The organism is Streptomyces sp. NPDC017520, assembly GCF_044329855.1.
In the GTDB taxonomy this organism is placed as follows: domain Bacteria; phylum Actinomycetota; class Actinomycetes; order Streptomycetales; family Streptomycetaceae; genus Streptomyces.
This window is the reverse complement of sequence record NZ_JBIRKB010000005.1, coordinates 388,544-401,574: the sequence shown is the minus strand read 5'-3', so window position 1 is coordinate 401,574 and position 13,031 is coordinate 388,544. Positions and strand designations below refer to the sequence as shown.

The 13,031-nt window shown below is 69.7% G+C and carries 12 protein-coding genes; 4 read left to right on the top strand and 8 right to left on the bottom strand.

The window, feature by feature from the left end:
• Positions 1 to 68: 68 nt before the first annotated feature.
• Entirely contained in the window at positions 69 to 1,079 is a 1,011-nt protein-coding gene (locus tag ACH4KB_RS15155; protein WP_398066543.1) for a ferredoxin reductase, read from the top strand.
• Between the two features lie 7 nt (positions 1,080 to 1,086).
• Positions 1,087 to 2,205, top strand: coding sequence for a fatty acid desaturase family protein (locus tag ACH4KB_RS15150; protein ID WP_398066401.1), 1,119 nt, complete (start codon positions 1,087 to 1,089; stop codon positions 2,203 to 2,205).
• Between the two features lie 144 nt (positions 2,206 to 2,349).
• On the opposite strand, the gene aztD is transcribed toward ACH4KB_RS15150, so the two are convergent.
• The 4 genes from aztD to aztB all read right to left on the bottom strand — a co-directional run bounded on the left by aztD (position 2,350) and on the right by aztB (position 6,750).
• Positions 2,350 to 3,555, bottom strand: a complete 1,206-nt coding sequence (gene aztD / locus ACH4KB_RS15145) for a zinc metallochaperone AztD (protein WP_398066400.1) — start codon at positions 3,553 to 3,555, stop codon at positions 2,350 to 2,352.
• 104 nt (positions 3,556 to 3,659) lie between these two features.
• Positions 3,660 to 4,637: a zinc ABC transporter substrate-binding protein AztC gene (gene aztC / locus ACH4KB_RS15140; protein ID WP_398066399.1), complete on the bottom strand. Its 978-nt coding sequence runs from the start codon at positions 4,635 to 4,637 to the stop codon at positions 3,660 to 3,662.
• Positions 4,634 to 5,869, bottom strand: coding sequence for a hypothetical protein (locus ACH4KB_RS15135; RefSeq protein WP_398066398.1), 1,236 nt, complete (start codon positions 5,867 to 5,869; stop codon positions 4,634 to 4,636). The genes aztC and ACH4KB_RS15135 overlap by 4 nt, the downstream gene beginning before the upstream one ends.
• A gap of 20 nt (positions 5,870 to 5,889) precedes the next feature.
• Positions 5,890 to 6,750 (bottom strand): zinc ABC transporter permease AztB, encoded by an 861-nt coding sequence (gene aztB / locus ACH4KB_RS15130; RefSeq protein WP_398066397.1) that lies wholly within the window; start codon positions 6,748 to 6,750, stop codon positions 5,890 to 5,892.
• A gap of 15 nt (positions 6,751 to 6,765) precedes the next feature.
• Here aztB and aztA point away from each other — a divergent pair, with 15 nt between their 5' ends.
• Positions 6,766 to 7,509, top strand: a complete 744-nt coding sequence (gene aztA / locus ACH4KB_RS15125; protein WP_398066396.1) for a zinc ABC transporter ATP-binding protein AztA — start codon at positions 6,766 to 6,768, stop codon at positions 7,507 to 7,509.
• A gap of 233 nt (positions 7,510 to 7,742) precedes the next feature.
• Here aztA and ACH4KB_RS15120 read toward each other — a convergent pair whose 3' ends face one another.
• The 3 genes from ACH4KB_RS15120 to ACH4KB_RS15110 form a co-directional block, all read right to left on the bottom strand.
• Positions 7,743 to 8,762: a hypothetical protein gene (locus ACH4KB_RS15120; RefSeq protein WP_398066395.1), complete on the bottom strand. Its 1,020-nt coding sequence runs from the start codon at positions 8,760 to 8,762 to the stop codon at positions 7,743 to 7,745.
• Between the two features lie 226 nt (positions 8,763 to 8,988).
• Positions 8,989 to 9,861, bottom strand: coding sequence for a helix-turn-helix domain-containing protein (locus tag ACH4KB_RS15115; protein WP_398066394.1), 873 nt, complete (start codon positions 9,859 to 9,861; stop codon positions 8,989 to 8,991).
• 191 nt (positions 9,862 to 10,052) lie between these two features.
• Entirely contained in the window at positions 10,053 to 10,766 is a 714-nt protein-coding gene (locus ACH4KB_RS15110) for a nucleotidyltransferase domain-containing protein (RefSeq protein WP_398066393.1), read from the bottom strand.
• Positions 10,767 to 10,837: 71 nt separating this feature from the next.
• Here ACH4KB_RS15110 and ACH4KB_RS15105 point away from each other — a divergent pair, with 71 nt between their 5' ends.
• On the top strand, positions 10,838 to 12,025 hold the full coding sequence (locus ACH4KB_RS15105; RefSeq protein WP_398066392.1) for a cytochrome P450: 1,188 nt from the start codon (positions 10,838 to 10,840) through the stop codon (positions 12,023 to 12,025).
• Between the two features lie 126 nt (positions 12,026 to 12,151).
• Here the strand turns inward: ACH4KB_RS15105 and ACH4KB_RS15100 are convergent, their stop codons facing one another.
• Positions 12,152 to 12,871, bottom strand: a complete 720-nt coding sequence (locus ACH4KB_RS15100) for a hypothetical protein (RefSeq protein ID WP_398066391.1) — start codon at positions 12,869 to 12,871, stop codon at positions 12,152 to 12,154.
• Positions 12,872 to 13,031 lie beyond the last annotated feature (160 nt).

The window sequence follows — 13,031 nt, the reverse complement described above, 5'->3', positions numbered from 1 at the left end:
CATCGGCGCAGCAAGCTGGGGTCATGACGAGTGCAGCCCTCCGCAGTAGGGCGTGGAAACTGCTGGAGATGGTCACGACGCCGCTGCTGCCGTCGGACTACCTCGACCTGGTCAGCCCGCTGCGTGCGGGCGCTGACCTGTGTGGGCGCATCGAGGCCGTGCGCCCCGAGACGGGTGACGCCGCGACTCTCGTGATCAGGCCGGGACGGGGCTGGCGCGGCCACACAGCCGGTCAGTACGTGCGGATCGGGGTCGACGTCGACGGGGTGCGCCTGTGGCGTGCCTACTCCCTCACCTCGCCGACACATCGCCGGGACGGCCGGATCACGATCACCGTGAAGGCGATCCCGGACGGCAAGGTCAGCAACCACCTGGTCCGCAGGGCGAAACCGGGCACGCTGATCCAGCTCGACCAGCCGACCGGCGACTTCGTGCTGTCGCAGGCCAAACCCGCCAAGGTGCTCTACCTGACGGCCGGCAGCGGCATCACGCCCGTGATGGGCATGCTGCGCGACATCGAGCTCGACGACGTCGTCATGGTCCACTGCGCGCCACGACCGCAAGACGTGATCTTCCGCGACGAACTGCACGGTCTGGTCGCGGACAAGAAGCTTCGTCTCATCGAGGTGCACACCGACACGGACGGCATGCTCGACATCGCCCGTCTCGACGGACTCGTACCGGACTGGGCCGAGCGCGAGACCTGGGCCTGCGGGCCCACGGGCCTGCTCGACGCCGCGGAAGAGCACTGGACCGAGCACGGCGTCCAGGAGCGCCTGCACACCGAACGCTTCCGCCCCGGCATCGTCGTGGCCGGCGACGGCGGCGAGGTCACGTTCAGCGCCTCCGGCAAAACCGTCGCCGCGGACGGCGCCACGCCGTTGCTGGACATCGGTGAGGAGGCCGGCGTGCTCATGCCCTCCGGGTGCCGCATGGGCATCTGCTTCGGCTGCGTCACGCCGCTCAAGGCGGGCGCCGTCCGCGACCTGCGCACCGGCGGGATCACCGAGGCCGAGCCGGGCGTCCTCATCCAGACCTGCGTGTCCGCCGCCGCGGGCCCGTGCGACATCGAACGGTAGGAGCACCTTGACCGCCATCGACCCCACCGCCCACCTGACCGCGGAGCAGATCGAGGAGCTGGGCCGCGAGCTGGACGCGATCCGCGACGAGGTGATCGCCGGCCGCGGCGAGAAGGACGCCGCCTACATCCGTAGGGTGATCGCGGCGCAGCGCAAGCTCGAGCTGGTCAGCAGGGGTGTACTGCTGTTCTCGATCTTCCCGCCCGCATGGCTGATCGGCACCGCCGGGCTGTCCGTGGCGAAGATCATGGACAACATGGAGATCGGCCACAACATCCTGCACGGCCAGTGGGACTGGATGCGGGACCCGAAGATCCACTCCACCACCTGGGAGTGGGATCACGTCTCGCCGTCCGATCAGTGGAAGCACTCGCACAACGAGCTGCACCACACGTACACCAACGTGATCGGCAAGGACAACGACCTCGGCTACGGCATCATGCGCGTCGACGAGGACCAGAAGTGGCACCCCTTCCACCTCGGCCAGCCGCTGTGGAACTTCCTCAACGCCTGCTTCTTCGAGTACGGCATCGCGGCGTACGACCTGGAGCTCGGCAAGAACCTCCACAAGCGCCGCCGCAAGAACCCGGAGTTCCGCGCGCGGGCCAAGGCCGTGGGGCGCAAGATCCGCAAGCAGGTGCTCAAGGACTACGTGATCCACCCGCTGCTGTCGGGCCCGTCGTTCCTCCCCACACTCGCCGCCACCTTCACCGCGAACCTGGTCCGCAACGTCTGGACCCACTCGGTGATCATGTGCGGGCACTTCCCCGAGGGCGTACAGGTCTTCGAGCGCCGGTCGATCGTGGGCGAGACGCGCGGCCAGTGGTACCTGCGCCAGATGATGGGCTCGGCGAACATCAGCGGCAGCAAGGCCATGCACTTCATGACCGGCAACCTGTCGCACCAGATCGAGCACCACCTGTTCCCGGACCTGCCGAGCAACCGGTACGCCGAGGTCGCGGTGAAGGTACGCGCGCTGTTCGAGAAGTACGAGCTGGAGTACGTCACCGGCCCGCTGCCCAAGCAGGTCGTCTCCGCGTGGCACAAGGTCTTCCGGCTCGCGCTGCCGAACAAGGAGCCCAAGGCCGGAGCGCCGGACCACGAGCAGAAGCTCGTCGCCGCCTGATTCCCGGTACGGGTTCGGATCTCGCGGCCGTACCGGTGGCACCGCCGAGCTCGTTCGGATCCGCCGCGCAGGCAGGGCAGGCGTGTGCCCTCGCCGCCGCGGCGTCAAGCCTCGGCGGCGAGGGCACAGGCGCGGCCGGTGAGGTCAGTGTCCGGCGACGACGCCCGACAGCTCGTTGGTGCTCTTCGGCAGGGTGACGGAGGTGAGCTTCTTCCCCGTTTCCACGTCGATGGCGTGCAACGCCTTCCTGCCGGGCTCGGAGACGTAGGCGACGTGTCCGCGCACGAACAGGGTGGGCCGGGCCTGCTGCCAGTCCAGCGGCTCCTGCCATGCGCCCACGACGGGGATCCTCTTCTCGATCTTGCCGGTGTCCGGGTCGATGACGTGAAGGGCGCCGTCAGTGCCGAGGACCAGGGCCTCGCCGTGCGGGCCGCGGGCCAGTGAGCGGAAGGAGTAGCTGGTGCCGAGTTCGACCAGGCGCAGCTTCTTCTTCTCGGTGTCGATCAGGGAGACGCGGGAAGGTCGCTCCAGCTCGGCCTCGGCGTCGGTCTTGTAGTCGCCCAGCAGAACGGGCGAGGCGTCGCTGCCGGCCTGGTTGCCGATGCGGCCGTAGCCGTCGGGAGAGTCGATCTTGGTGAACTTGCCGTCCTTGTAGATCAGGATGCCGTCCTCGCAGCCGACTCCGACGGCTTCGTTCTTGGCGGCGGCCTCACCGTGGACACCGGGGCAGTCCTCGTTGCGTGCGATTTCCTTGTCGTTCCGGTCCAGGACCAGCGCCCCGGTGCGCTTCTCCTCGGTGCCCAGCGTGCTCAAGAGTCTGCCGTCGGCGAGCTCGATGGCGACACCGTGGTGGGGTTCCGCGGAGGTGTAGGTGCGCCCTGCCGGCTTCTTGCCGCTGCTCAGTGTGGTGGGGTCGAAGACGTTGACCTCTCCGGTGCCGTCGGTGAAGAGCACCGTCTTCGCGGCGTGGCGGACTACGTGGCCCGGCTTGGCGCCCTTGTACTCGATGTCGGTGAGGGCCTGGCCGGTGGCGTCCAGGACGCGGAATCCGCTGTCGGTGGAGACGACGACGTGGTCCTTGTCGCCTGCGGGGTTGACCCGGTTGAAGCCGGGCAGGTCGATGGTCTCGGTGAGCTTGAGGCTCTCGCCGTCGAGGATGTAGAGGCCGCCGTCGAAGGTGGCGACCAACGGCTCCTTGACCGTTGCCGCGGGCGTGGCCTCGGCGGTTCTGTCGGACGTGGTGTCGGTGGAGGAGGAGGAGCTCTCCCCGCCGCAGGCGGTCAGCACCGTGGCCGTGGCCAGAGCCAGTGCCGTGCCCGTGAGGGCTCTGCCGCGTATCGACTTGTTCATCGGTCTGTTCCTTTCTGCACCGCGCGGTGGCGGTATGGGGGTACTACGAGCCGGCACCCGGTGGCAGGTGCTCCGGAAAGCTGGGAAGGTCGAGGCTGGGAGGGTCAGTCGCGGGTCAGGCTGGTGACCATGGCGGTGGTGTTGGCGCGCATCATCCGCAGGTAGGTGTCCGCGCCCGCGCCCCTGGCGGTCAGGGACTCCGAGTGGAGTTCGACGACACGGACCTCGCCGCCCATTTCCGCTCGCAGTACCTCGGCGAGCCGTTTGGGCTGGGAGGAGTCGGCGAAGACGGTGCGCACGCCTGCTCCGTCCATCGCCTCCGTGAGGGAGCGCAGGTCCGCGGAGCTGGGTGAGGCCAGCGTGGTGCCGCTGGGGATGACGGCACCGATCACCTCGAAGCCGAAGCGGTCGGCGAGATAGCCGAAGACGTGGTGGTTGGTGACCAGGGCCCGTCGGTCCGCGGGAACTCGGCCGAGGGACTCTTCCATCCAGGCGGTGAGGGCGGCGAGTTGCTTCGCGTAGCGGTCGGCGTTGTTCTGAATCGTGCGGGGGTCCACCCCGGTGACGTGCTCGACGACCTGGTCGGCTATCCGGTCGGTGACCTTGTGCATCCGCTCGGGGTCTGTCCAGAAGTGCGGGTCGGGCTGTCCCTCCTCTCCCTCGGGGCCGCCGTCGTCGGCGGTGTGGAAGGTGAGCGGGTCGGCCGCCTCGCCGGCCGCGAAGGTGGCGACGCCGGACTCGCGGGCGGCGTCCACGTGCCGCAGGACGTTCTCCTCCAGGCCCAGGCCGTTGTAGACGACCAGGTCGGCCTGTTCCAGCTCGGCTGCCTGTACCGCCGACAGGCCAAAGGAGTGCGGGTCGGCGTTGGGCTTCATCAGGACGGTGACGTCGGCTTCGTCGCCGACTATCTCGCGAGTGACGTCGCCGAGGATGTTGGTCGTGACGACGATGCTGGGCCGGTCGTCTCCGGTGGTACAGGCGCCGGCAGTCACCGCTGTCACGAGGGCGAGGAGGCCCGCGATCAGGTGTCGCGGGCGAGCGGTGCCCGCCCTCGCGCGGTGGTTCACCCCGGTTCGGCTCATCGACCGGCCTCCACCATGAGGACCGGCTTGACGTCCAGATCGAAGGAGCGCGCGATGCGCAGGCCGTCGTTGTAGTCGATCTCGAACACCTGCTTGCCCTCGGGGTCGTTGACGTAGGCGCGGCTGCGGTCGACCTCGATGACGGGGGCGTTGCCGTCGGATTCGCCCCGTTTCCCCGCTGTCAGCAGCGGCTTGGTACGCGCGGTCTGCTTTCCGGTGGTGGTGTCATAGCCGTGCACCGATCCGTCGGTCTCCAGAACGAGCAACGGGGATCCCTCGCCGGCCGTGTTGACCGCGACGACGGGCCCGGTCTCCACCCACTTCCAGGTCCGCTCGGTGACGTCGAGGACCCAGACAGCGTCGTCTCCGGCCGGGGCCGTGAGGGTGTCACTGCCTGGCCGTTGGCGGAAAGCGGTGGCTCGGTCCTGCGCGGGAACGTGCTTTCCGTACGGGATCTTCTCGGCGGTGAACGCGCCGCCCTGCGCACGGACGAGCAGGGCGCCGTCCGCGCAGCCGAGGATCACGCCGCGCCGGGTGACGGCGTCTCCCCGGGGCGCTTCGCACGTCACGTCCGGGGAAGCCACGCGTTCGCCCTTGCGATCGAGGACGACGAGTTCCGTGGTGTCGCCCTTGTTCGCGAAGGCGAGCAGGTGTTCCTCGTACGGCACGACGACGCCGGTGTAAGTGCCGTGCAGCGTCCGGGGAGTCGCGATCTGCCCCTTCTCCAGCTTGCCGCGGTCGTAGAGGACGGTGCGGCCGTCCTCGCCGGTCACCGCGGTGACGGCGACATCGCTGCGTATCTGCGCTTGGCTGCCCGCAGGAATCTCCCCCACGTCCCGCGTCGGCGCACTGTAGTAGTGGACGTGGTCGCCGTGGTCCACCATCCACGCGCCGCTGTCGAGCACATGGGTGGCGTCGGGCGCCTGGAGGTAGCCGAACCTGCCGTCCATGCCCAGCCGAACGGCATCCTTCACCTCGGCCGTCCTGTGCACCTCGCCGGTGACGAGGTCGAGGACTCTGGTGTTCCCGCTGTCGGGGTCGTTCAGGAGGAGTCGGGCCTGCTGCTCGGCGGCCTCCTTCGCCCCCTCGACGTACCCGTGCGGAGTGGCGGACGGGGGCTTCGCCTCGGATCGCCCGGCGCTGGGCTCCTCCCCCGCGCAACTCGTGGTGAGCAGCGCGGTGAGCACCAGTGCGGCCGATGCCCACGGAGTGACGTTTCTGCGGACGTTCATGATGATCGCCTCGGCTCCTTTCAGTTGACTTCGGGTAGGGATGCCGTGGAGTGGATCTGCCGCGTACGCCGGTCACGCAGGCCGGACAGCACGTGGGAGAGAAAGAACAGGCTCACCGCGAGGGCCGCGACAGTCGCGCCGGCCGCGGTACTCAGATGCCAGGACAGCAGCAGGCCGCCGAACGTGGCCAAGGTGCCGACCAGGGCGGCGAGCACCATGACCCCGCGCACGGAGCGCGCCCAGGGCAGAGCGGCCGCCGGCGGTGCGATGAGCAGTCCGAGGACGAGCAGCGTTCCCACGATGTGGAACGAGGCGACGATCGCCAGGCCGAGCAGGCCGAGGAGCACGGCGTGGGCCAGGCGCGGCCGCAGCCCCAGGGTGTGGGCCTTGCGCGCGTCGAACGCCAGCGCCAGGAAGGCACGATGACCGAGGACCGACACCACCAGCGCCCCGAACAACGCCGCCGCGAGCACGAGAAGATCCTGCTGCCTGACCGCGAGGACGTCCCCGAAGAGGAATCCGGTCAGGTCGACCGCGAAGGACTGCGAGCGCGACACGATGATCACGCCGAGCGAGAGCATGCCCACGAACAGCAGCCCGATGCCGGTGTCCTGCGACAACCTCGGCGTACGGCCCAGCGCGGTGACGCCCGCCGTCATGACGACGGCGCTGACCACCGCGCCCACCATCAGATTGCCCCCGAGGAGCGCGGCGACCGCGACGCCCGGCAGCAGCCCGTGGGACATGGCGTCACCGAGGAAGGCCATCCCCCTCAGTACCACCCAGGTGCCCGCCAGGGCACAGATGGCGGACACCAGCATCCCGCCCCACAGGGCTCGCTGCACGAAGGTCACCTCGAACGGGACCGTCAACCATTCCATGGCCCGGACACTACAATGAAAATCATGTTCAACACACCGCCCCCCTCACCCACCCCGCCCCTCGATCGGACCGCCCACCTCCGCTTCTCGGGGTTGAGCGCCGGTTATCCAGGGCGCCCGGTACTTCATCAAGTCAGCGGAGAGATAGCCGAGTTGACCACCACTGCACTCGTCGGCCCGAACGGCAGCGGCAAGTCGACCCTGCTCGCCGTGCTCGCCGGTGTGATCAAGCCGACATCCGGCGATCTCTTCCGTACCGGTGGCCGGCCGCCGGCCTTCGTGCCGCAGCGCGGAGCGGTCGGGGACACTCTTCCCCTCACCGTTCGGCAGACCGTGGAGATGGGGCGCTGGGGCGAGCGCGGTCCGTGGCGCCGACTGACCGCACGGGATCACGCGACCGTGGACGCGGTGCTCGACCGGCTCGGCATCGGCGACCTCGCCTCACGCCAACTGGGCGAGCTGTCGGGCGGCCAGCGTCAACGCGCGCTCATCGCGCAGGGCCTGGCGCAGGAGTCGGACCTGCTGCTCCTCGACGAGCCGACCACCGGCCTGGATCCGGAGGCGAGGGAGCGGATCGGCGCGCTGCTGACGGCGCTGGTGGCTGACGGGGTGACGATCGTCCAGGCCACGCATGATCTCGAGGTGGCGCGCACGGCGGACGCCTGCCTCCTCCTCCAGGACGGCCGCCTCGCAGGGCAGGGCCGTCCCGACCACGTCCTCACCACGGCATCGCTGACCCAGGTCTGGCCAACGCTCTGAGAAGCGTTGATCTTCAGCGCACGGGGCCACGAGCTCATGGCGGCATCACGGCACCAGCGCTACCGGGTGCTACCGAGGCGTCCACCACGACCGTGCCGGCGCGCAGCAGCGGTCGTGAAGTGGCGTTGCGGGGCGCATCGGGATCCGGATGCGCCCCGCAACGCTCAGGGCCTTGGGGTGGCTTCCGAGCCACCCCGCACCGCCCAAGTCGTGCACGCGTGCGGAGAAACGACTCAGCGGGAGGAGCGGGCGGCACCGTCCAGGGGCCGGGCAGGAAGGGGCAGCGAGGAGACGGTGAAGGGGAGCGAGGTCGGCGGCAGCCCGGCGGACCAGCGGTTGAACTGGCTGTTCACCACCAGCACCCGACCGGCTGCGGCCGTTCCGTCGGCCGCCCTGCCGGTGAGGGCGACCGCGCTCGGGTGCAGCAGCCCTTCCGGCGGCGCGAGCCCGTCCACCACGCGTCCCCGTGCCAGGTCCTGGCTCAGCTCGACGACAGCGACGCGGGACTGTGCCCCGGGCCCCTCGAAGAGGCCGCCCTGCGACACGTACAGGTGGCCGTCGCGCCATGCGAGGCCGTCGCCGCCCGGGAGGCTCCCGCCGCCGAGATCCACCTCGGTGATCTCCCGGGTCGCCGGATCGATCCGCCAGAGCTGCCCGGTGTTGCTCTGGACGGCGAGCAGCCGGCTACCCGCGGAGACGATGCCGTTGAGGTTGTGCTGCCCATGGATCCAGTCGACGCCGGCCGCCTCGACGTCGAGCCAGGGGCGCATCGTCCAGCGCCCGCCCGGTGCTTGCGTCACGCGGTAGATCTGGGGCTTGAACGAGTCAGTGACGTAGGCCGTGCCGTCGCCGTCGAGGGCGATGTCGTTGACGAATCCGCCCGTCCTGCCCTTCAGCCGGGCGAGGAGGGCCTTGCTCTTCGTGTCGTAGATCCGCAGGGTGGCGGTCTCGCCGCCCCCGGCGAAGAGACGGCCCACGGAGTCGATGTTCATTCCCGAGGTGAAGGTGCGTCCGTCCTGTCCCGCGGGCGACCAGACCTCGACCGCCGGCTCCGACAGGTGGCCGCGGTAGAGCGTGCCGCCCTCGGCGCTGCCGACGTAGAAGTGGCCGGACGCCGAGTCCATGGCGAGACCGGTGGGGAAGGCCCGGTCGCCCGGCACCACGTACCGGTCGGGCGGAGCGGCCTCTCCGGGGGCGAGGGCGAGTGATGTGGCTGCGAGCGCCGCGACGGCGGCGGATACGAGCAGGCGCATGAGGTGTGGAACCCCTCTCGATGGCGTCGGAGCACCGACGGCCGTCGATGCTCCGCTGTTCCGTGCTGCGGTGCCATCGTCAGCCGGGGTGTGCGGTTCTCCGGCTGCTGTGCCGTCCCTCGGATCGCGCTGTCCCCCGGTCGCGACGTAGCCGGGTACGCCAAACCTGGGTACGCCGCACCTACCGTCGCTCGGCACGCCGCGACATCGGCCGGATCCTTCGGGGTCACCGCTCGGCAAGCGCGTGCAGTGCCTTCGCCTCCGGGGTGTCCGGCGGCGCGGTGTAGACCAGCAGACTGAGCTCCGGGTCCTGGGGGAAGGTGGTGATCTCGTACCCGAGCGCGAGCGGGCCGAGCTCCGGGTGATCGATGCGTTTGACGCCGTACGCCTTCGTCCGGACCGCGTGCGCCGCCCAATGGCGTCGGAACTCCGGGCTCGCCGCGTTCAGTTCGTCGATCAGCTCCGCGAGGAGGGGATCCTCGGGGAAACGGCCCGCTGCGATCCGCAGCGTTCCGACGGCTTCCCGGGCGATCGTGTCGCGCTCCGGGTAGCGGCTGCCGATGTCTTCGTCGACGAGGTGGAGGCGGCACATGTTCCGGGACCGCGGCGGGAGCCGGGCGAAGTCGGTGATGAGGGCGCAGGCGGGACGGTTCCAGGCGACGACGTCCATCCGGTGCCCCATGGCGAGGGCGGGTGCGGCGATCCAGTCCAGCAGGTGTTGCACCCCGGCTCGTGCGGCCTCACCCCCCTCCGACGCGAGGGCCGGGGAGGGCGAAGCCGTACCGTCCGCTCCTGACCCGGCACGAGCCACTGCGTTCCGCTGCCGGCGCGCCAGCCGTACGAGGTGGTCGTGCTCGTCCCGGTCCAGCCTGAGCGCGACGGCGACGGCTGCGAGGACGGCATCGGACGCCCCGTGGTTGCGGCCCTGTTCGAGCCGAACGTAGTAGTCGACGCTCACGCCTGCCAGATGCGCCAGCTCCTCCCGCCGCAGGCCCGGAACGCGGCGTCTGCCGGAACCCGAGGCGAAACCGACGTCCTCGGGACGTATCCGAGCCCGTCGCGAACGTAAGAAGTCGCCCAACTCTCGCTGTGTACTCATACATTCATTGTCCCGTGCTCCCGGACGGGCGCGGGAGAACTGCGGGCGAACCGGCAGCCCCGGGCCCGGGGGTGCCGGAAAGGGGTGCGCGGAACGGCGGCTCGGTACCTGTCGGCCCCGCGGCCTTTCGCGCTTGCCGCTCCGGTCGCCGGCCCGGCCGACCGTGCACGAGTTCCTTGGGCGGGACGCGTTCAGGCCGTCTTGCGCGGTCCGCTGCGGCGGTATCCCTCCCAGACCGGGCCGCCCGCCGCGTCGAGGACCTCGGTGACCAGCGAGGTGAGGCCCGCCGGTGCGCCGCGCAGCGCGGCTTGCGCGGTCTCGTCCAGGCGCGCGGCCAGGTCCGGCGCGACGGGTTCGAGGCGCCTGGCCAGCCACTTGCCGCCGCCGGCCCACGTGCCGTGGGTCAGCAGCGCCAGTTCGCCGCTCCGCCGGACGAGTTCGGCCACGACGAACAGCCGCTCCCCCGCAACCGTACAGGCGGCGAGGTCGTCGAGCAGGTCCGTCAGCGCGTACCGGGCGTCCTCAAGGGCCGTATCGGTGACCGGGGGCGGGCCTGCGGCCATGAGGCGTTTCGCCGTGTCCGCCATCCGTTCTCCTGTCCCGTCGGCGTCGAGCAGCAGTGCCCCCTCGGCGCACATCGACAACACAGCTGAGTTCCGTCGCACGATTTCCGGGGTCACGAAGCTGTGCCAGGATTCCTCGGTGTGCACGAACAGCTCCACCGGCCAGTTCCCGTACCGCAGGCTCTCGCGGTACGGGGCGGGCGGGCCGCCGAGCAGTACGACGACGTCCAAGTCGGACCGGGCGGTGCGCCGACTCGTCAGGACGCTGCCCCCGAGGAACGCGGCGCGGGCGTCGGGGTGGCGCTCCAGAACAAGGGCACGGGCAAGGTTGATTTCATCCATGCCCACACTCTGCCGTGGCCTCACGGGCTTCTTTGAAAGCACGGGGCACCACCTGGTTGGATCCTGACACCATGAACGACGCCTCCGACGACGGACGATCTGCCTCCGACCCCTCCGACCCCTGTCCCGGGTACGCTGCTATGCGCTCCGCATGCCCGGTACAGGCTGTGGCATCCGGGTCCCACGGACGTGACAGCTACCTGGTGACCGGATACGCGGAAGCCCGGCACGCTCTCAGCGACGTGCGGCTGTCCAAGGACACCGCCGCCTTCTTCGCCGGCAAGGACTCGAAGCGCCGCCTGCATCCCGCCGTCGCGCACAACATGCTCGCCAGCGACCCGCCCCAGCACACCAGAATCCGCAAGCTGATCACCGGCGCTTTCACGAGCGGCTCGGTCGCCGGCCTCCGCCCCTCCATCATCCGGTTGACCGACGAACTGCTGGACCGCTGGTCGGCCCGCGGGGCGGTCGACCTCGTGGCCGCACTGGCCGTCCCCCTTCCGGTCATGGTGATCTGCGAACTGCTCGGCGTACCGGAGACCGACCGGCCGCAGGTTCAGCGCTGGTCCGCCGACCTGTTCGCTGCCGGGGAGCCCGGCCGCACCGACGCCTCCTCCTACGCCGTCGCCGCATATATGACCGGCCTCATCACGTCGAAGCGTCTTCACCCGGGCGACTCGCTCCTGGATCGTCTCATCGCCGCTCGCGACGGCGGGGACCGTCTGAACGAGGAGGAGTTGGTCTCCCTGGCCGTGCTCCTGCTCGTCGCCGGCCATGAGACGACCACGAACTTCCTCGGTAACGCAGTCCTGACGCTGCTACAGCACCCGGCCGGGCTGGAACGTCTGCGCAGGAACCCGGAAGCCATCCCGCAGGCACTGGACGAGTTGCTCCGTTTCGACACGCCCGTCAGCACCGCCACCTTCCGGTTCACCACGGAAGCCATCTCCCTCGGTGGGACCGAGATCCCCGCAGGTGTCCCCGTACTCGTCGCCCTCGGCGCGGCCAACCGCGATCCGAAGCGCTTCACCGCACCGGACCAGCTCGACCTGGACCGGGAGGCGACCGGTCATCTCAGCTTCGGCCACGGCATCCACCGCTGCGTCGGCGCACCACTCGCGAAAGCCGAAGCGCACATCGCCCTCCACGCGATCCTGACCCGCTTCCCCGACATCCGGCTCGCCGTACCGGCAGACCAGTTGGACTGGCGGCAGACCCGGCTCATCCGCGGGCTGAGTTCTCTGCCCGTTCTGCTCTGAATCCGCCACCTCGGCAAGCGCCCCCGCGCGGACGTCAGCAGAGGGGGTCAAGGCGAAGCCGCCTCGGCATGGGTGGCCCGTTGAGGATGTGGCCTCTCTCGGCTCGTGCGTTCCCTCGCCCGGTCCTCAGTGTTCTTCGCGCTCAGCGGTCTTCCGCGGGTCGTCCGCCAGAATGCGGGCCGCGAGCTGCCGTGCTTGCTCCTCCACGGGCTGCTCGTGGGTGGTGAACAAGTCGTACCAGTGAAAACGTGCAGCCGTCCCCGATGCGTGAACCTCGTCAAAGCTGACATCGACACCCTCGGGGCTGGTGAACTCCTCGGGCATGTCGGGCTCCTCGCGTCGTGGCGACACATTCGTGAGGACGCAGCCCCACTGCTCGAACCAGCCGCTGTCCGCAAGGGTCTGACGAAGCAGCCGGGCGATGGTGTCCACCGGCTCTTCCCAGCTGCGGTCCGCTGCGGCCCGGGCGAGTTCGGCTTCGTACTGGGCCACGTCGAACCAACAGTCCGCGGGCAGGGCAGTGGCGTTGCTGGTGTTCTCCCAGTCGTCCCAGATCACCCGGTCCCCCTCGCGGCGCATGGTGACGTACAGAGCGCCGCAGCAACCGGCGGTGCAGGGCGGCTCGCCGATGTTGACCCTGCGCGGGTCCTCCGTGACCGCCAACGGCCAGCTCTCGGTAGGACCTGTCCAGTGCCGGCGGCTGCGTGCCATCGCTTCCGGGTGGACCGCCCTCAGAACGTCCATGCCGTCGATCAGGGGGCGCACCTCGGCCCAGGGGTCCGCAGCCCAGTCGTCCGGGATCCTGTGCCGCAAGGTCAAGGTACTCATCGCCGGCTGGTCGGTCATCCGTACATGATCGGTCAATGCCACGCGTTGGCCCCATCATTTTTCCGACGTGATCGGCCCTGGGCAGTAGCGCCAGGGCAGCCATCACGGCTCAGCGCGGAGAAACTTGTCGAACCCACCACGTGAAGGCTTCCGTAAGCCTGAGAAATGGAGAGTTCCC

Excerpts from the sequence above, each read along its gene's own strand:
- aztB (WP_398066397.1), bottom strand. The coding sequence starts at position 6,750 with ATGGAATGGTTGACGGTCCCGTTCGAGGTGACCTTCGTGCAGCGAGCC.
- ACH4KB_RS15115 (WP_398066394.1), bottom strand. The coding sequence starts at position 9,861 with ATGAGTACACAGCGAGAGTTGGGCGACTTCTTACGTTCGCGACGGGCT.
- ACH4KB_RS15120 (WP_398066395.1), bottom strand. The coding sequence starts at position 8,762 with ATGCGCCTGCTCGTATCCGCCGCCGTCGCGGCGCTCGCAGCCACATCA.
- ACH4KB_RS15105 (WP_398066392.1), top strand. The coding sequence starts at position 10,838 with ATGAACGACGCCTCCGACGACGGACGATCTGCCTCCGACCCCTCCGAC.
- ACH4KB_RS15110 (WP_398066393.1), bottom strand. The coding sequence starts at position 10,766 with ATGGATGAAATCAACCTTGCCCGTGCCCTTGTTCTGGAGCGCCACCCC.
- ACH4KB_RS15135 (WP_398066398.1), bottom strand. The coding sequence starts at position 5,869 with ATGAACGTCCGCAGAAACGTCACTCCGTGGGCATCGGCCGCACTGGTG.
- aztA (WP_398066396.1), top strand. The coding sequence starts at position 6,766 with ATGAAAATCATGTTCAACACACCGCCCCCCTCACCCACCCCGCCCCTC.
- aztC (WP_398066399.1), bottom strand. The coding sequence starts at position 4,637 with ATGAGCCGAACCGGGGTGAACCACCGCGCGAGGGCGGGCACCGCTCGC.
- aztD (WP_398066400.1), bottom strand. The coding sequence starts at position 3,555 with ATGAACAAGTCGATACGCGGCAGAGCCCTCACGGGCACGGCACTGGCT.
- ACH4KB_RS15155 (WP_398066543.1), top strand. The coding sequence starts at position 69 with ATGGTCACGACGCCGCTGCTGCCGTCGGACTACCTCGACCTGGTCAGC.
- ACH4KB_RS15100 (WP_398066391.1), bottom strand. The coding sequence starts at position 12,871 with ATGACCGACCAGCCGGCGATGAGTACCTTGACCTTGCGGCACAGGATC.